The organism is Chelativorans sp. AA-79, from assembly GCF_029457495.1.
Classification (GTDB): domain Bacteria; phylum Pseudomonadota; class Alphaproteobacteria; order Rhizobiales; family Rhizobiaceae; genus Chelativorans.
In genome coordinates, this window is sequence record NZ_CP120361.1 from 987,805 (window position 1) to 1,009,034 (window position 21,230).

At 65.0% G+C, this 21,230-nt stretch carries 15 protein-coding genes; 5 read left to right on the forward strand and 10 right to left on the reverse strand.

All coding sequences use genetic code 11. From position 1 onward, the window contains the following. Positions 1-205 precede the first annotated feature (205 nt). Complete coding sequence (locus PVE73_RS05180) at positions 206-676, forward strand: Hsp20 family protein (RefSeq protein ID WP_277365922.1); 471 nt, start codon at positions 206-208, stop codon at positions 674-676. A gap of 92 nt (positions 677-768) precedes the next feature. Here PVE73_RS05180 and PVE73_RS05185 read toward each other — a convergent pair whose 3' ends face one another. Continuing rightward, positions 769-1,821, reverse strand: coding sequence for a low specificity L-threonine aldolase (locus PVE73_RS05185; protein ID WP_277367351.1), 1,053 nt, complete (start codon positions 1,819-1,821; stop codon positions 769-771). A gap of 487 nt (positions 1,822-2,308) precedes the next feature. Between PVE73_RS05185 and gltB the strand changes: the two genes are divergently transcribed. Together gltB and PVE73_RS05195 are read left to right on the forward strand one after the other, a co-directional pair. Next, complete coding sequence (gene gltB, locus PVE73_RS05190) at positions 2,309-7,033, forward strand: glutamate synthase large subunit (protein ID WP_277365923.1); 4,725 nt, start codon at positions 2,309-2,311, stop codon at positions 7,031-7,033. 126 nt (positions 7,034-7,159) lie between these two features. Further along, positions 7,160-8,614 carry a glutamate synthase subunit beta gene (locus tag PVE73_RS05195; RefSeq protein WP_277365924.1) on the forward strand — a complete coding sequence of 485 codons (1,455 nt, stop codon included), beginning with the start codon at positions 7,160-7,162 and terminating at the stop codon, positions 8,612-8,614. 64 nt (positions 8,615-8,678) lie between these two features. Here the strand turns inward: PVE73_RS05195 and PVE73_RS05200 are convergent, their stop codons facing one another. Beyond that, positions 8,679-9,935, reverse strand: coding sequence for a DUF459 domain-containing protein (locus PVE73_RS05200; RefSeq protein WP_277365925.1), 1,257 nt, complete (start codon positions 9,933-9,935; stop codon positions 8,679-8,681). A 10-nt stretch (positions 9,936-9,945) separates the two neighbouring features. Further along, the gene (locus PVE73_RS05205; protein ID WP_277367352.1) at positions 9,946-11,106 is read right to left on the reverse strand and encodes a lytic murein transglycosylase; all 1,161 of its coding nucleotides are present in this window, start codon (positions 11,104-11,106) and stop codon (positions 9,946-9,948) included. Between the two features lie 259 nt (positions 11,107-11,365). On the opposite strand from PVE73_RS05205, the gene galU reads away from it, so the two are divergent. Next, positions 11,366-12,250 (forward strand): UTP--glucose-1-phosphate uridylyltransferase GalU, encoded by an 885-nt coding sequence (galU, locus tag PVE73_RS05210; RefSeq protein WP_277365926.1) that lies wholly within the window; start codon positions 11,366-11,368, stop codon positions 12,248-12,250. 6 nt (positions 12,251-12,256) lie between these two features. Here the strand turns inward: galU and PVE73_RS05215 are convergent, their stop codons facing one another. After that, complete coding sequence (locus PVE73_RS05215; protein ID WP_277365927.1) at positions 12,257-13,837, reverse strand: outer membrane beta-barrel protein; 1,581 nt, start codon at positions 13,835-13,837, stop codon at positions 12,257-12,259. 150 nt (positions 13,838-13,987) lie between these two features. Here PVE73_RS05215 and PVE73_RS05220 point away from each other — a divergent pair, with 150 nt between their 5' ends. Then, positions 13,988-14,983, forward strand: a complete 996-nt coding sequence (locus tag PVE73_RS05220; RefSeq protein WP_277365928.1) for a KpsF/GutQ family sugar-phosphate isomerase — start codon at positions 13,988-13,990, stop codon at positions 14,981-14,983. Here PVE73_RS05220 and PVE73_RS05225 read toward each other — a convergent pair. The 6 genes from PVE73_RS05225 to PVE73_RS05250 form a co-directional block, all read right to left on the reverse strand. Further along, entirely contained in the window at positions 14,980-15,447 is a 468-nt protein-coding gene (locus PVE73_RS05225; protein ID WP_277367353.1) for an NfeD family protein, read from the reverse strand. The two genes, PVE73_RS05220 and PVE73_RS05225, sit on opposite strands and share 4 nt — an antisense overlap. 11 nt (positions 15,448-15,458) lie before the next feature. Continuing rightward, entirely contained in the window at positions 15,459-16,424 is a 966-nt protein-coding gene (locus PVE73_RS05230; protein WP_277365929.1) for an SPFH domain-containing protein, read from the reverse strand. Between the two features lie 117 nt (positions 16,425-16,541). Further along, positions 16,542-17,576 (reverse strand): ferrochelatase, encoded by a 1,035-nt coding sequence (gene hemH / locus PVE73_RS05235; RefSeq protein ID WP_277365930.1) that lies wholly within the window; start codon positions 17,574-17,576, stop codon positions 16,542-16,544. Positions 17,577-17,917: 341 nt separating this feature from the next. Then, the gene (locus PVE73_RS05240) at positions 17,918-19,972 is read right to left on the reverse strand and encodes a 5'-nucleotidase C-terminal domain-containing protein (protein WP_277365931.1); all 2,055 of its coding nucleotides are present in this window, start codon (positions 19,970-19,972) and stop codon (positions 17,918-17,920) included. Positions 19,973-20,121: 149 nt separating this feature from the next. Beyond that, complete coding sequence (locus PVE73_RS05245) at positions 20,122-20,802, reverse strand: zinc metallopeptidase (protein WP_277365932.1); 681 nt, start codon at positions 20,800-20,802, stop codon at positions 20,122-20,124. A gap of 27 nt (positions 20,803-20,829) precedes the next feature. Then, positions 20,830-21,189: a hypothetical protein gene (locus PVE73_RS05250; RefSeq protein ID WP_277365933.1), complete on the reverse strand. Its 360-nt coding sequence runs from the start codon at positions 21,187-21,189 to the stop codon at positions 20,830-20,832. Positions 21,190-21,230: the final 41 nt, after the last annotated feature.

Consider the following 21,230-nt stretch of genomic DNA (forward strand, 5'->3'; position numbering starts at 1 on the left):
AGGCGAAGGCGGTGTTCAGGCTGCGTTCATAATCCCTGTCGTGGTGCTCCGGCTCCTGATTTGCCTCCTCTTGAAGGGCGGGAAGAAAATTCCCAAATCCTATGCGCGGCCGCCACTGACGGGGCCGCTGGCCATGGGGAAACGCCAAAAACGGGTTTCCGGCGATGGCCAAACGCAAACTTGTTGCTCAACAGGAGGACAGACCATGCGTCATGTCGACTTTTCTCCCCTTTACCGGTCAACCGTCGGATTCGACCGGCTTTTCACCATGCTCGACTCGCTCGGCCAGATCGATAACGGCCAGAGCTATCCGCCCTACAATATCGAACGCACCGACGAGAGCGCCTATCGCATCTCGATGGCCGTGGCGGGCTTTTCCGAGAACGACATCTCGGTCGAAGCACATCGCAACGTGCTGACCATCAAGGGCGAGAAGCGCGAAGAGCAGGAGAAGGACGAGGCGGAGATTCTCTATCGCGGCATTGCCTCTCGCACGTTCGAGCGGCGCTTCCAGCTTGCCGACCATGTGGAGGTGACGGGCGCGACGCTCAAGGACGGGTTGCTCCATATCGAGCTTACCCGCAATATCCCCGAGGAGATGAAACCGCGCCGCATTCCGATCGCGCGCGCTTCCAAGGGCGAGGCGAAGCAGATCGAGGCGAAGAACGCCGCCTGACGCGTATTGAACGAAAGCCGTGGAGCGGCGCCTTCGGGCGCCGCTTTTTGTTTTGAGGGTTTCCTGCCAAGGCCTCGTGAGGTGAGGGCGGTTCAGGCCCGCAGCATCTCGCCGAAACCGTCCACTTCCGCCGCCGTCGTGGCGAAGGAGGTGACGAAGCGGTAGAGCCCTTCGTTTGTTCCGAGCTCCAGCCCCATACCCTGTGGAACCTTCCACGGATGGAATAAGACGCCCTTCTCCTGCAGCGTTGCCGCGGTTGCGGCGGTGAGGACCGCGAAGACTTCATTGGCCTGCGGCTGCCATGCAAGGCGCGTTATCGCCGTTCGGGCAAGATGATCGGCCAGTCTTGCCGCCATCCTGTTTGCGTGGGCAGCGTTCCCGAGCCACAAACCGTCCCGGAAATAGGCGTCGAACTGTATGGCGACGAAGCGCGACTTCGAAAAGAGGTGCGCCGCACGCTTGCGCAGGAAGGGCATGTCGCGCGCCCGCGATGGATCCATCACCACGATCGCCTCCGCGCACCAGCAGCCGTTCTTGGTGGCGCCGAAGGAGACGACGTCGACCCCGCGCTTCCAGGTCATTTCCGCCGGCGTCGTGCCGAGCGAAACCAGTGCATTGGCAAAGCGCGCGCCATCCATGTGCAGGGGCAGGTCGTGGGTGCGACAGACGTCCGCGATACCGGCGATTTCGTCCAGTGAGTAGACCGTGCCTATCTCGGTCGATTGCGTGATGGAGACAGCCATGGGCTGGCCGGAATGGACGAATTCGGCCGGGAAAAGCCGTATGGCCTCGTCCAGGGCTTGCGGCGTCATGCGCCCGAGAGCGCCATGGACGCCATGGAGCCTCGCTCCGCCGGTGAGAAATTCCGGCGCTCCGCCCTCGTCCTCGCGCATATGCGCCTCATGATGGGCGAAGGCGACACCGCCGGGCCTGTTGAGGAGCGCCATGGACAGCGAATTCGCGGCTGTTCCCGTTGCGACGAAGAACACCGCCACGTCTCGCTCGAAGATCTCGCAGAAGCGCTTTTCCACCTGTCGGTCGAGTTCGCTCGTGCCGTAGGCCGAAGCGTAACCGCGTGAATGCTCGTCCAGCGCCGCGCTGATCGCGGAGTGCGCGCCGGCCCAATTGTCTGATGCGAGATTGATCGCCATCCTTCACCTCGTTCATTGCGGCGGCACCCTTGCGTGTCGGCGCCGAGGATTCAAGAATAATGTGAGAAGGCTCGGGTCCTTCTGCCGGAGCAACGCGGCTGTGGTGTGAACTTGCGGGATTGCCGCCTCTGCAGCAATTTTGTTGCCCGATCTCCGCGGTTTTTTTTCGTTTTCGTATTGTGCGGCGCGCGGTTTTCTGGCAATGAAAGAAATAGGACAGCACTGCTGTCTTATTTATCCGGGTATTCGTGGGCCGTTTGCGCTATAGTGGTGCGGCGGTCCATAAGGATGCGCGGAACGCGGCGCCCAGGGACAGGTTTACCGGGCACCGCCCACAAGAAGGAACGCGCCCCGGGGGAGAGGGAGAAGCGTTCTTCCGGCTTTTCGAAAGATATGCCGACCGATCACCGGGACGAGCCGCCGCCAGAGGCCGCCCGAAAACCCAACGGCGCCCCGGGCGCCCAGACTGGAGGACGAAGCGATGACGGAACTGACGCCATCTGTATCGACCGGGCAGGCGCCCGCCGTGCAGGCTGGGGCCACGGCCGTCAAACCTGCGGTCCCGGCCGGCTTTCCCGATGCGCGAGGACTCTATGACCCCCGCAACGAACACGACGCCTGCGGTGTCGGCTTCGTGGCGCATATGAAGGGTGCGAAGTCGCACGGCATCGTCGAGGACGGGTTGGCGATGCTCGAAAACCTCACCCATCGCGGCGCGGTGGGCGCGGATCCGCTCGTGGGCGACGGCGCCGGCATCCTGGTGCAGATCCCCGACCGCTTCTTCCGCGAGGAAATGGCCAGGGAAGATGTGGAACTCCCCGCACAGGGGCACTATGGCGTCGGCTATCTCTTCATGCCGCAGGATCCCGCGCTGCGCGCGCATATCGAGGAGGTGATCGCCGACGTCTGCCGCTCTGAAGGGCAGAAGCTTCTCGGCTTCCGCGACGTGCCGGTCGACAATTCCTGCCTCTCCAAGGCGCCGGACATCGTGGCGTCCGAGCCGGTGCACCGTCAGGTCTTCATCGGGCGCGGCGAAAGGATCACCGACGAGGAGGACTTCGAGCGCCGCCTCTATATCCTGCGCAAGGTCGTTTCCGGCCGCATCTATGAGGAGACGGGCGGCCGCGACAACGGCTTCTACATCGTTTCCATGTCGGCGCGTACGGTCGTCTACAAGGGCATGTTCCTGGCCTACCAGCTTGGCGCCTATTACAAGGACCTCAAGGACCCGCGCTTCGAGTCCGCGCTGGCGCTCGTGCACCAGCGCTTCTCGACCAACACTTTCCCGTCCTGGAAGCTGGCGCATCCCTACCGCATGGTCGCGCATAACGGCGAGATCAACACGTTGCGGGGCAATGTAAACTGGATGGCGGCGCGCCAGGCCTCGGTGGATTCGGAGCTTTTCGGCAACGACATCGCCAAGCTGTGGCCGATCTCCTATGAGGGCCAGTCGGACACGGCCTGTTTCGACAACGCTCTGGAGTTCCTCTACCAGGGCGGCTACTCGCTGACGCACGCCATGATGATGCTCATCCCCGAAGCGTGGGCGGGCAACAAGCTCATGAGCGCCGAGCGCAAGGCCTTCTACGAGTATCATGCGGCCCTGATGGAGCCGTGGGACGGCCCCGCCGCGGTGGCCTTCACCGACGGACGGCAGATCGGCGCTACACTCGACCGCAACGGCCTGCGCCCCGCACGCTACGTGGTGACGGACGACGACCGTGTGATCATGGCGTCGGAAGCTGGCGCGCTTACCGTGCCGGAGGAGAAAGTCGTCACGAAATGGCGGCTGCAGCCCGGCCGCATGCTTTTGATCGACCTGGATGAGGGCCGGATCGTTTCGGACGACGAGCTCAAGACGGAAATCGCCTCGAAGCATCCCTTCCAGAAGTGGTTGGACAACACGCAGCTCATCCTGGAGGAGCTGAAACCCGTGGCGCCGCGCGCGCTGCGCCAGGACGTCTCCATGCTCGACCGGCAGCAGGCCTTCGGCTACACCCAGGAAGACGTGAAGATGCTGATGCCGCCCATGGCCACCACCGGCCAGGAGGCGATCGGCTCCATGGGCACGGACACGCCGATCTCGGCGATGTCGGACAAGCCGAAGCTGCTCTACACCTATTTCAAGCAGAACTTCGCGCAGGTCACCAATCCGCCGATCGACCCGATCCGCGAGGAGCTGGTGATGAGCCTCGTCTCCTTCATCGGGCCGCGGCCGAACATTTTCGATCTCGTCGGCAGTTCGCGCCGCAAGCGGCTCGAGGTGCGCCAGCCGATCCTGACGAACGGGGATCTGGAGAAGATCCGCTCCATCGGCCATACCGAAGACCGGTTCGACACCAAGACGCTCGACGTCACCTATTCCACGCTCGAAGGGGCGGCGGGCATGACGGGCGCGCTCGACCGGTTGTGCGAGCGGGCCGAGGCGGCGGTGGCCGGGGGCTACAACATCATCATCCTGTCGGACCGGCAGATCGGGCCGGACCGCATCGCCATTCCTATCCTTCTCGCCACGGCGGCGGTGCATCACCACCTGATCCGCAAGGGCTTGAGGACCTCCGCCGGTCTGGTGGTGGAATCGGGCGAACCGCGCGAGGTGCATCAATTCTGCTGCCTCGCCGGCTACGGCGCGGAAGCGATCAACCCCTACCTCGCCTTCGACACGCTCAACGACATGCATGCGAAGGGCGAGTTTCCACCCGAGGTCGACGCCCAGGAAGTGGTGAAGCGCTACATCAAGTCCATCGGCAAGGGCATCCTCAAGGTGATGTCCAAGATGGGCATTTCCACCTATCAGTCCTATTGCGGCGCGCAGATCTTCGATGCGGTGGGCTTGAGGTCCGATTTCGTGGAGCGCTACTTCACCGGCACCGCGACGACGATCGAGGGGGTCGGTCTGGAGGAGATCGCCGCCGAGACGGTGACGCGGCACGCGGCCGCCTTCAGCGACGATCCGGTGCTGCGCACCGCGCTCGAAGTGGGCGGCGAGTACAATTATCGCATACGGGGCGAGGACCATGTGTGGACGCCCGACGCGGTGGCGACACTGCAGCACGCCGTACGCGGGAAATCGTGGGAGACCTATCAGGAGTTCTCGAATCTCATCAACGGAGAGAGCGCGAGAGCCAACACCATCCGCGGCCTGTTCGGCGTCAGGAGGGCGACGGAGAGCGGCCGCGCCCCGATCCCCCTCGACGAAGTCGAGCCGGCTGCGGAGATCGTCAAGCGCTTCTCCACGGGCGCCATGTCCTTCGGCTCCATCAGCCGCGAGGCGCACACCACGCTCGCGCGCGCCATGAACACCATCGGCGGCAAGTCGAACACGGGCGAGGGCGGTGAGGAGGCGGACCGGTTCCGCCCACTGGCCGACGGCTCGATGAACCCCGAGCGCTCGGCCATCAAGCAGGTGGCGAGCGGGCGTTTCGGCGTGACCACGGAATATCTCGTCAATTCGGACATGATGCAGATCAAGGTGGCACAGGGCGCCAAGCCCGGCGAGGGCGGACAGTTGCCCGGCCACAAGGTGGATGCGACCATCGCCAAGGTGCGCCATTCGACGCCGGGCGTGGGCCTGATCTCGCCCCCACCGCATCACGACATCTATTCCATCGAGGATCTGGCGCAACTCATCTATGACCTGAAGAACGTGAATCCTTCAGGCGACGTTTCGGTGAAGCTGGTCTCCGAGGTGGGCGTCGGCACGGTGGCTGCGGGCGTGGCCAAAGCGCGCGCCGACCACATCACCATCGCCGGCTATGACGGCGGCACGGGCGCCTCTCCGCTCACCTCCATCAAGCATGCGGGCTCTCCCTGGGAGATGGGCCTTGCCGAGACGCACCAGACGCTGGTGCTGAACGGGCTCAGGAGCCGCGTGGCGCTGCAGGTGGACGGCGGTTTGCGCACCGGACGCGACGTGATCGTCGGCGCGCTGCTCGGGGCCGACGAGTTCGGCTTCTCCACCGCACCGCTGATCGCGGCAGGCTGCATCATGATGCGCAAGTGCCATCTCAACACCTGTCCGGTGGGCGTGGCCACGCAGGACCCCGTCTTGAGGAAGCGCTTCAAGGGCACGCCGGAGCATGTCATCAACTACTTCTTCTACGTCGCCGAAGAGGTGCGGCAGTTGCTGGCGGAGATGGGTTACCGCAAGCTGGACGACATCATCGGCCAGTCGGACCTGCTCGAAAAGCGGGCGCTGATCGAGCACTGGAAGGCGAAGGGGCTCGACTTCTCCCGCGTCTTCTTCAAGCCGGAGGCTCCGCGCGAGGCGATCCGCTGGACCGAGCGACAGAAGCACCCGATCGAGGACATCCTCGACCGGAAGCTCATCGCCGCCGCCCAGCCGGCGCTGGAGAAGAAGGAGCCGGTTTCGCTCGAGTTCGGCATCTGCAACATCGACCGCACGACGGGCGCCATGCTTTCGGGCGAGGTGGCGAAGCGCTACGGCCACAAGGGGCTGAAGGACGATACGATCTCTGTGCGCTTCACCGGTACGGCTGGCCAGTCCTTCGGCGCGTTCCTCGCGCGCGGCATCTCGTTCGAGCTCGAAGGCGATGCCAACGACTATGTCGGCAAGGGCCTGTCGGGCGGGCGCATCGTCATCAGGCCGTCGGTGAAGGCGAAGATCGAGCCGGAAAAGTCGATCATCGTCGGCAACACCGTGCTCTACGGCGCCATCGAGGGCGAGTGCTATTTCCGCGGCGTGGCGGGCGAGCGCTTCGCCGTGCGCAATTCGGGCGCCGTGGCGGTGGTCGAAGGCGTGGGCGACCATGGCTGCGAGTACATGACCGGCGGCCTGGTTGTGGTGCTCGGCCAGACGGGGCGCAACTTCGCGGCCGGCATGTCGGGCGGTGTCGCCTATGTGCTGGACGAGGCGGGCGACTTCTCCGAGCGCTGCAACATGGCCATGGTGGAGCTGGAGCCGGTGCCGGAAGAGGACGAAATCCTCGAGAAGCTGCATCATCACGGCGGCGACCTTGCCCATATGGGCCGGGTGGACGTCTCCGGCGACATGACGCGGCACGACGAGGAGCGCCTCGCGCACCTGATCTCCAACCACTACCGCTACACCGGCTCCGAGCGGGCGCGCGCCATCCTCGACCATTGGGCGGACTATCGGCCGAAATTCCGCAAGGTGATGCCGGTCGAATACCGCCGCGCGCTGGAAGAGATGGAGCGCATGCGCATGGGCATCGCGGCGGAATAGGCAACCATTCGAACAGAGACATCCGTGGGGCCGGATGCCTCCCGCACGGGTTGACACGGCATGCGGGATTCCAGGATCAGACAAGATTGGCTGCGGGCTCAAGGCCTTCAGATACAAGGAACGGGTATGGGCAAGGTTACAGGTTTTCTCGAGATCGACCGGCAGGAGAACAAGTATCAGCCGGCGTCCGACCGCATCAGGCATTTCCGCGAGTTCACCCTGCCGATGTCGGACCAGGAGGTCTCCAAACAGGCCGCGCGATGCATGGATTGCGGCATCCCGTACTGCCATGGGCCGACGGGCTGCCCCGTACACAACCAGATCCCGGACTGGAACGATCTCGTCTACCAGGGGGACTGGGAGACGGCGATCCACAATCTCCACTCCACCAACAACTTCCCCGAATGGACGGGCCGGATCTGCCCGGCGCCGTGCGAGGAGGCCTGCACGCTAAACCTCGAAGACGTGCCGGTGGCCATCAAGACCATCGAGCAGGCGATCGGCGACAAAGCCTATGAACTCGGCTTTATCCGGCCTCAGCCGGCCGACAAGAAGACCGGCAGGCGAGTGGCGATCATCGGCTCGGGGCCGGCCGGCATGGCGGCCGCCCAGCAACTCGGCCGCGCCGGGCACGATGTGCATGTCTACGAGCGCGAGAGCCGGCCGGGCGGGCTGATGCGCTACGGCATTCCCGACTTCAAGATCGAAAAGCGCTATATCGAGCGCCGCGTCGAACAGATGCAGGGCGAGGGCGTGACCTTCTTCTGTGGCGTGAATGTCGGCGTCGACAAGCCGGTGGCCGCGCTTCTGGCCGAATATGACGCGGTGCTTTACTGCGGCGGCTCGGAAAAGCCGCGCCCGGCGGGCATTCCCGGCGTGGAGTTCAACAGCGTTCATGATGCCATGCCTTATCTGGTGCAGCAGAACCGGCGCATCGGAGGCGAGGACATCCAGTCCGCCGCCTGGCCCTCGGAGCCGATCCTGGCCGGGGGTAAGCACGTGGTGGTGGTGGGCGGCGGCGATACGGCTTCTGACTGCGTCGGTACGGCCTTCCGCCAGGGCGCCGTCCGGGTCACACAGCTCGACATCCGCCCGAAGCCGCCGGAAAAGGAGGACAAGCTCTCCGTCTGGCCCTATTGGGCCACCAAGATGCGAACCTCCTCCAGCCAGGCGGAGGGCGCGGAGCGGGAGTTCCAGGTCGCAACGCTCGAATTCATCGGCGAGGACGGTCATCTCACCGGGGTGAAGTGCTGCCAGGTCGACGAGAAGCGCAAGCCGATCGCGGGCACGGAATTTGTCATCCGGGCGGATCTGGCCTTCATTGCCGTCGGTTTCGCGGGTCCGGTGGAAACCGGTGTCCTGCAGGAACTCGGCACCTCGCTTGCCACCAGTGTGGACCGGCGCAACTCCACCAATGTGGTCGCCAACGACCGCGACTACCGCACCAGCCTCGACAAGCTCTTTGCCGCGGGTGATGTGCGGCGCGGCCAGTCGCTTGTGGTCTGGGCGATCCGCGAAGGAAGGCAGGCGGCCCGCGCGATCGACGAGTTCCTGATGGGAAGCACCGTCCTGCCGCGATAGCACCGCTGCAGCGATCCCGGGAACCCGAACGGATAGGCGGGATGGAGGCTGCCGGACGCTTCCGTCACGGTGTTATCGCCGTCGTCGTCTCGGGGGCCGCGGATTTGGCGGTTTCCGGCTGGCGCAACGAGAAGTCGTCGGCGCGTCCGGCCTGGGAGGAAGGCTTGAGTTTCTTTCCGTCCGCAGTGGAAATGGCACCTGCCGCCCCGAGAAGCTCCGCGCCGCCGTCCAGGTCCGGGCCTGCAAGTGAGATGGGCTGGGTGCGTTTGAGATCGGCAGGGTTGCCGACGGCGACGCCCGGTCGCAGGTCATTCCCGACGCCGTCCTTACCGTCCTCGGGAGAAACAGCGGTGCCGAGGATCTTGCTCAGCGGCTTTTCGACATAGAAGGCGATCTTGCGCTTGCCGGCGCTCGTCAGATTGATGCCGTCGCTGGCGCGCAGCCGCACCGGTTGGCCGTTCATGTCCGGGCCGGCAGCGGTGAAGGTGCCGTTCTCGTCGACGAAGCCCTCCCAGATGTCGACGAAGCTGCCGCCTGCCGCTTCGACCGCGTTCTTATAGATATCGTTGAAGGCCAGCATGTCCGATGACATGGCCTGCGACTTGAAGGGCGGCACGCCGGTCCAGACCAAGGGGATGCCGGCGTCGCTGATCTGCCCGACAAAGGTCTCGACCCGGCTGATATATTCCTTCCGCCAAGCCTCCGTCTGGGGCCGCTCCGGCCTGCCGTCGACGACGAGTTGCTGCCGATCGTTGGAGCCGATCATGACCACGAGGGCCGCGGGTTTCTCCTCTTCGAGGATGGGTGCGAGCTCGGCGTTCCAGTCGTAGAAGTCGTCACGCACAAAACCGGAAGAGCCATTCGTGCGGTCGACCACGCGGACGCCGGGTGCCTCCGCATAGGCGGTTTCGAGCCCCTCCGCCAGCCCGCCGGCCATGAAGTCGCCCACCACCAGCACCACGCGTGCGTTCTCGTCCTTCTTCACCGTCTCGGGGAGCGGTGGCTCGGGAACCGAGCGCGCGGGACTGGACCGGGGCGCGGCGCGGCGGGTGCTGCGCGCAGCCGGCGCGCGCTCCTGCCGCGGTGCGGCGCGCTCCCTCCTTTGGAGGATGCCGCGCCGCGGACGCTCACCTTGGGCGGGTGGCAACGCCTCGCGCGGTGGAGGACCTCCGAAGAGGCGATCCAGCAGACCCTGGCGGCGAATCAACTCCTGCGCCGGGGCAGGCGCCTGGAGGGCCGGCAGGAGAAATGTCGCGACGGCAAGGCCGAAGACAAGGAGCGGCCGCAGGAAGCGATGTGTCCGATGCTTTCCCACGGCCATTGCCTTCTCCTCAGCGACCCCTCAGGACGTTCAGCACTTCCTTGCTGGGGTGCCCATCCTGCGCCAGACCCATGCGCGACTGGAAGGTCCGGATCGCCTCACGCGATCCACTGCCGATCTTGCCGTCGATCTCGCCGCTGTAATAGCCGAGGGTGCCCAGCCGCTTCTGCAGTTCCTGCGTCTCCTCGAAGGAGAGGCGCTGGAACGGCCGGTTCCAATCGCGGACGAGGCCACCATAGCCCGCTATCTGGTCTGCGAGAAGGCCGACGGCAAGAGCGTAGGTATCGGCGTTGTTGTAGCGCTTGATGACGAAGAAATTCTTGGTCATCAGGAAAGCGGGGCCCGCGCGCCCGTCGGGCACTTTGAGCTCGGCATTCTGCGACGGGCGGGGGAAGCCCTTGCCGTTGGCCCGCACGACGCCGATCGACTGCCATCGGCTGAGGGACATGGAGCCGGCCGGGAATTTGCGCCCTTCGGGCAGCACCACTTCGTAGCCCCAGGTCTCGTCCGGCCGCCAGCCATTCTTGCGCAGAAGATTTGCGGCGGAAGCAAGCGCGTCGGGCACGGAATTCCAGATGTCGCGGCGCCCGTCGCCATCCATATCCACCGCGTAGGCCTGATAGCTGGTCGGAATGAACTGGGTGTGGCCCATGGCGCCCGCCCAGGAACTGGTCAGCTGCTGGGCCGAGACATCGCCCCTCTCGAGAATCTTGAGAGCGGAGATGAGCTGCGTCCGCGCGAATTTTGCACGCCGTGAATCGGCATAGGCGAGCGTGGCGAGAGATCGCGGCAGGCTGCGCATCACACGGTCGTTCGTAAGTGCAGCGCCGTAGTTCGATTCGATCGACCAGATGGCGAGCAGCACATAGCGGCTGACGCCGAAATGGCTTTCAATGCGATCGAGCCAGGCTTTCCACTGCCGCGCCATCCGGCGCCCCACGGTGACGGTGTGCTCGTTGATCCGGTTGTCGAAATATTCCCATGGTTCGCTTCGGAACTCGGGCTGGTAACGAGCTTTCTCCAGCACTTCCGGATCGGGTGCCGTCACACCGCGGAAGGCGCGATCATAGGTGGCAGGGGAAACGCCGTTCTGGGCGGCGACCGAGCGGAATTCCGCAATCCAGCGCTGAAAGCCCGCATCGGCGGACGATACCTGAACGCCTGCCGCCATGAAGGCGGCCGCGATCAGGAACTTTGCGCCGGCAAGGCTATAGAAGGCCCGGTTTCCAAACATTTTCCAACCTCCGTCTGACAAATTTAGCGCAATTATCGCCAGTTGCGGTAAGGAAAGAGTTTACCATATAAGCCGAACTAAGGCCGGACCGCGCGTGCGCGATCTTTTTTCTACAACTTGGTTACCAGGAACCGCTAACGCAGCGTCAGCATTGTCCGTGGTTTCCTCAACGTCAAGCGATCTCAAGGAATTCCAGATGAAGAAGATCCGCAAAGCTGTTTTACCGGTTGCTGGCCTGGGCACCCGTTTCCTCCCCGCCACCAAGGCCTTGCCCAAGGAAATGCTTACCGTCGTGGACAAGCCCATCATCCAATACGTGGTGGACGAGGCGCGCGAGGCGGGAATCGAGCATTTCATCTTCGTCACGGGGCGCAATAAGACGGCGATCGAAGACCATTTCGACGTGGCGGTGGAGCTTTACGACACGCTTTCGCGGCGCGGAAAGACGGAGATCCTCGAGCGCCTGCAGGCGCTGCAGCCGGAGCCCGGCCAGACGAGCTATACGCGCCAGCAGGTGCCGCTGGGGCTGGGGCATGCCGTCTGGTGCGCGCGCGAGCTCGTGGGCGACGAGCCCTTCGCGCTGCTCCTGCCCGACATGATCATGCAATCGGAGCCGGGCTGCATGAAGGAAATGGTCGAGCTCTACGAGAGAACCGGCGGGAATGTGCTGGCGGTCGAGGAATGCGATCCCTCGCAGACGCACAAATACGGCATCGTCGGGCGCGGCAAGAACGCCCATTCCGGCTTCGAGATCACCGCGATGGTGGAGAAGCCCAAGCCCGAGGACGCCCCGTCCAACTTCTACATCAACGGCCGCTACATCCTGCAGCCGGAAATCTTCTCGTTGCTGGAGGACCAGGAGACCGGCGCCGGCGGCGAAATCCAGATCACTGACGCCATGCTGCGGCTGCACGCCAAGCAGCCATTCTTCGCGCATATCTATCGCGGCCGCACCTTCGACTGCGGCTCGCCGGAAGGCTTCATCAAGGCCAATATCGCCCTTGCGCTGCAGCAGGAGAGCCTCAAGCCGCAGGTATTGGGCTTCCTGAAAGACTTCCTCGACGAAGAGGGGCTCGCCTGAAGAGGGTCAGCGCTGCAGCGTCATGCCCATGAAGACGCTTGTCGTCTCGTAGTCGCGTCCCGGCAGGTCGCTCGTCTGCCGCTCGTGGCGGGCGCGGCCGGTCAGGCCCACATAGCGGTTGACCCACCAGGTGAGTGCGGCTTCGCCATTCAGAATGAGGTCGTGCCCGCCTCCGGAATAATCGCGGTAGCTCACCCCGAAGGCGAGACTGCCGGTGAGGTTGGAGCGCATCTGCCGCTCCAGCCGCAACGTCGCCGAATGGAGCAGCGAGCCGCTCTCTCCGGCGGTGGTGCTGCCTTCCACATATGTCGAAGCGTTCAAGCCGACGATGGTGCCGCGCAGGGGCGACCATTCGAGGCTTGCCGCCAGGGTCGGGCCGGAGACGGCTTCCAGCCGATCGTCCTCGAAATCCTCGCTGATCCAGCCGGCGGAGACTTCGCCTCTCAGCTTTTCCGAGAGGTCAAGCGTCACGCCGGCGCGCGCGCCGAGCCGGGTGGCGGAGCGGGCATAGCCGGCGCTGTCGCGTTCCTGGTCGTAGAAGCGGCGGCCGGCTTCCACTTCCAGGAAGGGCGTGAGGGCGGGCGAGACCTCATAGCCGCCGCGCAGCCGCAGGAGCGCCAGGGTGGAGTTCCGGTCGGCCTGGGAGAGCGTGCCGCCGCCGACGAGTTCCGCGTCGCCATACTGATTGCGGATGACCTCGCCGGTGGCGCGCAGGCGCAGCGGGCCGACATCCTTCCCGATCCCCACGGAACCGTCGATCGTATGCCTGAGCGGCTGGTCCTCGACGCCGGCGATGCTCACCGGCGAGGATGCGCGTTCCCGCCCGAACGAATAGCCGAGCGAAGCGCGGCCGGTCAGCCCGGCGGCGATATCGAATTCCAGGGTGGCCCGGGCGTCGCCTTCTGTCTCCCTGACCTCCTCGCCGGACAGCGATTTGCGGAAGGTGGTGGAGGCGTCGAGCGCCGCGCGGTGGCGAGACCAGTCGGTGGTCGCGTTGAGGCGCAGCGTGGTCTCAGAAAGGACTGCTTCCTCGCCATCCGGGCTGTCGTCGGCGTTGGACGTCCAGGTGAGCCCCTGTTCAATGCTCGGCCGGACCACGACATTGCCGAGCCGCAGGCCGAGAGGGGCATAGGGATTCTCTTCCCGGTCGAAGTCCCGGCCCGTGATGGCCCGCTGACGAAGATTCTGTCGCCGCGAAAGCTCTTCCTGGCCGACGGCACCGGCCGGAACGGCTCTCGTCACGATGTCTTCCGGTTCTCCTTCAAGCTGTTCCGCCCGTTCCGCCTCCTCCGGCAGGGCCGGCTCCGCTTCCGCGTCGGCGGGCAGCGCGTCGTCCTCCGCGAGAGGAAGGCCCGCATCCGGCTCTTCCGGCAGGGCTCCGGGGCTGGTGGGCGTATAGCCGGGGGAAGGGATGCCCGTGCCTGAATCCTCGCCGACGGCCTGGGCGAGGAAGCGGTCCTCGGACGCATCCAGCGTTCCGCGCAGGGCGCCGTCCTGCCCGGCGGCAGGCAGCGCCGGCAGCAGCGCGCCGATCGCGCATGCCAGACACAGTATCGCCCTTTTCTTGCTGAAGTGAACGCCCGCCATCGACACCAGGACATGTTGCGGCGCATTCCAGCGCCAAGGTAACCAAAGGGTAAAGGGGCGCGGTTAACACAAGGTTAGATCGGATGATGGTCGGAGACCCCGTCTAAACTTTGTTGGACAGAGGCTTGCGAAAGGCGTAAGGCGCATTTCATGCTGAACAGACCGATCAAGCAGTTCGACAGCGCGAGTGCCATAAGGTCGGCGGCCCGGACGCTGGCCACGGAGCAGGCAGGCCTCTCCATTCTCGCCGAGGCGCTCGACGACGGCCTCTCGGAGCCCTTCGCTTCGGCCGTGGAGGCAATGGCGAGGATTTCTGGCCGCGTCATCGTCACCGGCGTAGGCAAGAGCGGCCATATCGGATGCAAGATCGCCGCGACACTGGCTTCCACCGGAACGCCCGCCTATTTCGTGCATCCCGCCGAAGCCAATCACGGCGATCTCGGCATGATCACGCGGGATGACGCGATCATCGCGCTCTCCTGGTCCGGCGAGAGCGCGGAGCTCAAGGGCATCGTCGCCTATGCGCGCCGTTTCGCCATCCCGCTGATCGCGGTGACGTCGGGCGACCGCTCGGCGCTTGCGCGCGAGGCGAACGTGGTGCTCCGCCTGCCGAAGGTGCAGGAGGCCTGCCCGCACGGGCTGGCGCCCACCACGTCAACGCTTCTGCAGCTTGCCATCGGCGATGCGCTGGCGATCGCGCTCCTGGAGGCGCGCGGCTTCACGCCCGACCATTTCCGCACCTTCCATCCCGGCGGGCAGCTCGGCGCGAAGCTCACCCGCGTGGGCGACATCATGCATACGGGCGAGCGGATGCCGCTCGTGCCCTCCGGCACGGGAATGCGTCAGGCGATCCTGGAAATTTCGCGCAAGGGCTTCGGCTGCGTCGGTATTACGGACGGCCATGGCGGCCTGGTCGGCATCGTCACCGACGGTGACCTGCGCCGCCACATGGACAGCGACATTCTCGCCATGAGCGTGGACGAGGTGATGACGCCGCGGCCGAAGACGATCGTTCCCGACATGCTGGCCGAGGCCGCGCTGCAGATGATCAATTCCTCGGCGATCACCACGCTGATGGTGGTGGAGAACGGCAAGCCGGTGGGCATCGTCCACCTGCACGACCTGCTCAGGGTCGGAGCGGCTTAACCCCGGGCGTCATCCACCTGCAACGTGCCGCCCTTTGCCGCCACGACCCGCACGCGGGCGCCGGCCGGCAGGTCCGGTCCGGCGACGCGCCAGGTGGTGTCGCCAAGACGAATACGGCCATAGCCTTCGCGGATCGGCTCCTCGAGTTGTGCTGTGCGGCCGACGAGCTGCTCCGCCCGCCGGTTCAGCAGCGGCTCATCCGTCTCCTCGTCCCGCCGCGCATCCATAAGGCGCTTGCCGAAATAGGCGGAGGCGAGGGAGAGAGCGAGGAAGACCAGGACCTGCACCTGCCAGCCCCAGAACGCCGTCTCCCAAAGCTGGAGCGACAGGGCCCCGGTGAGGATCGCCGCAATGCCGATCCACAGCAGGAAGACGCCGGGAACGAGGATCTCCAGCGCCAGGAGGATGAACCCGAGGAGCATCCAGTTCCACGGACCGAGCTCGGCGAAGATGCGCATCAGCATGGCGCCGTCGATCAACTGCGCTCGGGGCCGGTGACCGGCGGCCGGGCAGGGGTGGAGCGGGCGGCCGGCCGCGACGCGGTCTTGCCGTCGCCATCGCCGAACACATCGCGGACCATGGAGCCGATGCCACCCAGTGTGCCGATCAGGGAGGAGGCCTCGAAGGGCATTAGGACGATCTTGCTGTTGCCGGCCGAGCCGATCTTGGCCAGCGCCTCGGTGTATTTCTGGGCAACGAAGTAGTTCACCGCCTGCACGTCGCCCTGGGCAATGGCCTCCGACACGACCTGGGTGGCGCGGGCCTCCGCCTCTGCCCCGCGCTCGCGCGCTTCGGCATCGCGGAAGGCGGCTTCGCGGCGGCCTTCCGCTTCGAGAATCTGCGCCTGTTTCAGGCCTTCGGCCTCGAGGATCTGGGCGCGCTTGTTGCGCTCGGCCATCATCTGCCGGGCCATGGATTCGACCAGGTTCGCCGGCGGGTTGATGTCCTTGATCTCGACGCGGGTCATCTTGATGCCCCAGGGGCTTGCGGCCTCGTCAACGATGCGCAGCAGCCGCTCGTTGATGGCGTCGCGATTGGAGAGAAGCTCGTCCAGGTCCATGGATCCCATGACGGAGCGGATGTTGGTCATGGTGAGGTTGAGGATCGCGTTCTGGAGCCCCGCCACCTGATAGGCCGCCTGCGGCGCGCTCAGCACTTGGTAGAAGGCGACGCCGTCGACGGCGACGATCGCGTTGTCGCGCGTGATGATCTCCTGCGTCGGCACATCCAGCACCTGTTCCATCATGTTCATCCTGGCGCCGATGCGATCGACGAAAGGCACGATCATGTTGAGGCCCGGAGTGAGGGTGCGCGTGTAGCGGCCAAAACGCTCGACGGTATAGTTGTGGCCCTGCGGCACCGTCTTGATGCCGGCGAAGAGCAGCAGAAGGACAAGAATGACGAGAACAGGAAGAAGAATATCAAAACCGGAAAAAGACATGCATATGCTCCTACCTCAAAAGTCGCAGGCCCAGTCCAACATACAGGGCAGCTGTTCGGGGAATGTAGCTGAGTGGAAGGCCGGCAGCGAGATGAAAAATGCGCTGCCCAGACAGTCTTACACCCAACCGGAAATCTCGCGGCGGACCAGTGCCTCGATCACGGCCATGCCTTCGTCGCTGTCGTTCAAGCAGGGGATGTGCGTGAAGTTCTCCCCACCCGCTTTGCGGAAGGTCTCGGCGGCCTCGACGGCGATCTCTTCCAGCGTCTCCAGGCAATCGGACACAAAGCCGGGATTGAAGACGGCGACGGACTTCACGCCTTCCCGCGCCAGCTTCTCCACCGTCTTGTCCGTATAGGGCTGGAGCCACTCCTCCGGACCGAAGCGCGACTGGAAGCAGGTGAGGAGCTTCTTTTCGTCCCAGCCAAGCCGCTTGCGCAGAAGCCGCGTCGTCTCGAGGCACTGCTCGTGATAGGGATCGCCGCGCTGCGAGTAGCTCTGCGGGATGCCGTGGTAGGAGGCAATCACCACTTCGGGCTGGAAAGCGAGGCCCGCCAGATGCCGCTCGATGGAGCTGGCGAGCGCATCGATATAGACCGGCTCGCCCGGATAGGCAGGCACCGTGCGGATCGCGGGTTGGAAACGCAGCTTCGACAGCGCCTCGAAGAATTTATCGTTCACGGTTGCCGTCGTCGTGGCGGAATACTGCGGATAGAGCGGGAACATCACGATGCGATCGCAGCCGCGCTCGATCAGGCTCTTCGTCACCGTCTCGATAGACGGACTGCCGTAGCGCATCGCCCAGTCGACGATGATGCTCGCGTTGTCGGCAAGAACGGCTGCAAGCTTTTCCCCTTGCGCGCGGGTGAAGGTGCGCAGGGGAGACTCGTTGCGCTCGGTGTTCCATATCTTCGCATAGAGCGCCCCGGACTTCTTCGGCCGGCGGGCGAGCACGATGCCATAGAGCACCGGATACCAGATGGCGCGCGGCCATTCGATGACCCGCCGATCGGACAGGAACTCGGCGAGATAGCGGCGCATCGGCCAGTAGTCCGTACCATCGGGCGTGCCGAGATTGACGAGCAGGACGCCGACCTTGCCCGCAGGGGCGAGGTTACTGCCTTCTTTCCGGTTGGTCTGCTCGAGGGTCATCGCGCGCTCCCGTTGTGGTTGTCAGGGAGGTAGATGATTTCCGCGCGAAAACAATGCCACTTCTGGCCGCAGGAAGCGGAATGCCCGTATGGAAGCTGGGCGCTTCCGAGCCAAAGATGCCGGTTTATGCCAGCGGCCCTTGTTCTCGACCGCTGGCGGCGCGCCGATGTTCAGGCATGGAACCTCGGGTCGAGCCCGAGGGCGACGACTGCGGGGATGCTTCCGCCAATCGCCAGCGTTGGAAACCTGGCGGGAACCCCTCCACTTCCTCAATCTCGGCTTGAGCCCTAAGACTCCATGACTGAAGGGTCCAAACCCAAGCCGGTCGGGTTCCGTTGCTGCTACTCCCCCGGCGGGACGTTGAGTGTGGCGCCCACCACCAGACGGTTCGCGCGCAGCTGCGGGTTGGCGTCGGCGAGCTTCCGCCATTGGGTCGGGTCGCCGTAGAACTCTTCCGCGAGATCCCAAAAGGTATCGCCCGTCACGATGACATGGGTGGTCACCGGTTGGGCGGTCCCGGCCGGTTCGCCGGCTCCGGCTTCGGGTGCCGCGGCCGTTTCCGTTCCGGAAGGCTGCTGTGCCGGGGCTTCGCCGGCTCGTTGCTCCGTGGCGCCCTCCGCGTCGGCTTCTTCCGTGCCGGTCCCGCCATCGATTTCGGGCGCGGCCGCCCCGGTCTGCGCCGCCGTCTCGCCTGATGCGGGCTGCGCGGCCGGCTGTTCCGCCGGGGCCGCGGCCGAAGGCTGCGCCTGCTCGGCCGCTGCGGCGGTATCGGCTGCCGGCGCTTCGGTCGAAACCTCGGTGATGCGGCCGTCGGTGTAGGGCTTGTACGGATTGTTGGCAGCCAGATAGTCGGCCACGACCTGCTCCAGGCCAGGGCCGTAGTCGTAAGCGTTCTGTCCGTTCTCGGCGAAGAGGCTGTAGCCGTCGCCGCCATTGCGCATGAAGTTGTTGGTGGCGATGGTGTAGGTGGCGTTCGGGTCGACCGGCTCCCAGTTGCCGTCCGCCGTCTGCACCTCGACATCGCTGATACGGCTGCCGGCCTCCTTCGAGACGTCGAAGCTGTAGCGCAGGCCGGAGACCTGCGGGAAACGCCCGGCGCCCTCCTCGATCTGGCTTACGCCACTTTCCAGGGAGGCGACCACGTCGGATCCCCCGAGTTGGAAGGTGGCAAGCGTGTTCTGGAACGGCAGAACCTCCAGCACCTCGCCCATGGTCACCTCGCCCTGGTCGATCGAGGCGCGCAGGCCTCCACCATTGGTGATGGCGAACTGCACGCTCTGATCCTTGGTGCGGGCAAGCATCGCGTCCGTCACCAGATTGCCCATCTCGCACTCGCGGGCACGGCAGCTTTCGCGGCTGCCGTCGATCGGCGCGGAAGTCTCGGAAATCATCTTGCCCTTGAGCTCTTCGATCGGGCCGGCGAGCTCCTTCACGCGGGCGACGACCTGCTCGTCCGGCTGCACGGTCGCGTCGATCAGTTTCACGTCGCCGGTCGCTTCCTTCACGACGCCGGAATCGTCGAAGACGACCTTCAGGTCGCCCAGATATTTCGAATAGGACGCAGCCTGGACGACGGGCACCCGGTAGCCGTCGGGATTGTCCACCATCGTGGGATAGGGGCCGACGGCGCCCTCGATCGTGTTGGAAAGCAGCGTGTTGGTGTGCCCGCCCACCACCACGTCCACGCCGGGAATCTTGGCGATGGCCTCTAGGTCACGCGGATAGCCCACATGGGTGAGCGCGATGATCTTGTTCACGCCCTGGTCCTGCACGGCCTTGACGGCCGCCGTTATGCCTTCGACATCCTCGATGATGGAGACGTTCTCGCCGGGCGAGGAAAGCTCCGCCGTATCGTTCGCCACCGCGCCGACGATGCCGATCTTTTCGCCGCCCACGTCGAGGATCACATATTCCTTCACCCGGTCGCCCAGCTTGGAGGCTTCCGTCGCCTTCACGTTGGAGCCCAGGACGGGGAACTCGACCTCTTCCAGGAAGGCGGCAAGACCGTCCTCGCCGTCGTCGAACTCGTGGTTGCCGACGACCATGGCGTCGGTCCCCATGAGGTTCAGGAACTCGGCTTCCACCGTGCCTTTGTAGGTGGTGTAGAAGAGGGAGCCCTGGAAATTGTCGCCTGCATTGAGAAAAATGACGTTCTGCCCCTCGAGAGCCTCGCGCGCCTCGCGCACGGCGGTGACCAGGCGTGCGGCGCCGCCGAAGCACTTGCCCGCCGCCTCGTCCTCCGCCGAGCAGGTGGAATCGAAGGCGTTGATGGGTTCGATGCGGCTGTGCCAGTCGTTGATGTGGAGGATGTCCAGCGTGTAGTCGGCGAAGGAGGGCGCGGCCGACAGCGCCAAGGCCGAAGCGCCCAAGGCAAGGACAGCAACTTTTCTCATCATGGTTCTCCCGAGGCTCCCGTCTTCCCGCTCTACCGCCCTATGATGTCGGTTTCGCAACATTCTTCGTGATGGCGCTCATGTTGGCACCGGGGTGGGGGAAGACGCAAGGGAAAGTTGCGGGACAGGCGGTGGTTAGCCGGCGCAAAAAGTTACCGCAGGAGCCGGACCCAGCGAGCCAGGTTGACGAGCGAGACGAGCGCCGCGGCGACATAGGTGAAGGCTGCAGCCCTGAGCAACGAGCGGATTGCCGGCAGGTCGTCTGGGGCGACGTAGCGGCCCTCCTCCAGGATGGGGAGAGCCTTCGAGAAGCTCGCATCCATCTCCACGGGAAGAGTGACGAGGCTGGTGACCACGCGCACCGACAAGAGCGCCACGCCCAACCCTAGCAGGGCAAGCAGGGCAAGCGGTGAGCGGAGGAGGATCGCGAGCAGCGGCGCGGCGATGAAAAAGATGCCTGCGAAGCGGTCGGTCGCCAGCGCAAGCGTTGCCAGCCTTTGCCGGACGGCCAGCAGCCTCTCGCCCCGAGTGTCCTGGATCGCGTGGGAAACCTCGTGCGCGGCGATGGCGACGGCCGCAAGAGAGCGGCCGGTAAGATGCTGCGGCAGAAGACGCACCGCCTTGCCGGCCGGATCATAGTGGTCGCCGCGGTCAGTAGCCTCGACGGAGACCTGGCCCAGACCAAAGCGGTCGAGGAGGTGGCGGGCAAGCTCGCCGCCAGTGCCCGGCAGATCCGGACGATCAGCACCGTGGCGTGAAAAGGTGTAACGAACCCACGCCTGGGGCAGCACGGTGACGGCTAGGAGGGCGAGGATCGCGAAAATGACAAGCATCCCGCATCTCCCGCCGCTCCGGAAGACTTAGGACCGCCGCGTCAGTACGAAGTTCTGGCCCTGCGCGTTGGTGCAGTTGAGCTGGCTCGGCCCGGCGAGCGAGCACGTCACGTTGGTCTGCGTCTGCCGGATGAGGGAGGTCATCGAGATCTCGACGGTCTGCCCGTCCCGGAACCGATAGGTGCCCTGCGACAGGCGGTTGCCGGTGTCGCTGGCGATGGTGGCGAACTGGCCGTTGGAGAAGGTCGAGACACCGACGCCCTGGGCGTCCATCCACTGTCCCTCGAGCGCGGATTCGGCCGAGCGGGGCATGCCGCCGACGCAGCCGGAGATCATCAGCGCGGATGCCAGTCCTGCCGCGGTTGTTGCCGTGCGAATGTTCATCATTAAGCCGCCTCCTCGTAGAGAAAGCATATCATTCGCCGTAT

Coding starts and splice junctions, on each gene's coding strand:
- gltB (WP_277365923.1), top strand. CDS start 2,309: ATGACGGAACTGACGCCATCTGTATCGACCGGGCAGGCGCCCGCCGTG.
- PVE73_RS05225 (WP_277367353.1), bottom strand. CDS start 15,447: ATGCTGATGCGCATCTTCGCCGAGCTCGGTCCGTGGAACTGGATGCTC.
- PVE73_RS05230 (WP_277365929.1), bottom strand. CDS start 16,424: ATGTCTTTTTCCGGTTTTGATATTCTTCTTCCTGTTCTCGTCATTCTT.
- PVE73_RS05220 (WP_277365928.1), top strand. CDS start 13,988: ATGCTGAACAGACCGATCAAGCAGTTCGACAGCGCGAGTGCCATAAGG.
- PVE73_RS05240 (WP_277365931.1), bottom strand. CDS start 19,972: ATGATGAGAAAAGTTGCTGTCCTTGCCTTGGGCGCTTCGGCCTTGGCG.
- PVE73_RS05250 (WP_277365933.1), bottom strand. CDS start 21,189: ATGATGAACATTCGCACGGCAACAACCGCGGCAGGACTGGCATCCGCG.
- PVE73_RS05245 (WP_277365932.1), bottom strand. CDS start 20,802: ATGCTTGTCATTTTCGCGATCCTCGCCCTCCTAGCCGTCACCGTGCTG.
- PVE73_RS05205 (WP_277367352.1), bottom strand. CDS start 11,106: ATGGCGGCAGGCGTTCAGGTATCGTCCGCCGATGCGGGCTTTCAGCGC.
- PVE73_RS05200 (WP_277365925.1), bottom strand. CDS start 9,935: ATGGCCGTGGGAAAGCATCGGACACATCGCTTCCTGCGGCCGCTCCTT.
- PVE73_RS05180 (WP_277365922.1), top strand. CDS start 206: ATGCGTCATGTCGACTTTTCTCCCCTTTACCGGTCAACCGTCGGATTC.
- galU (WP_277365926.1), top strand. CDS start 11,366: ATGAAGAAGATCCGCAAAGCTGTTTTACCGGTTGCTGGCCTGGGCACC.
- hemH (WP_277365930.1), bottom strand. CDS start 17,576: ATGACCCTCGAGCAGACCAACCGGAAAGAAGGCAGTAACCTCGCCCCT.
- PVE73_RS05215 (WP_277365927.1), bottom strand. CDS start 13,837: ATGGCGGGCGTTCACTTCAGCAAGAAAAGGGCGATACTGTGTCTGGCA.
- PVE73_RS05195 (WP_277365924.1), top strand. CDS start 7,160: ATGGGCAAGGTTACAGGTTTTCTCGAGATCGACCGGCAGGAGAACAAG.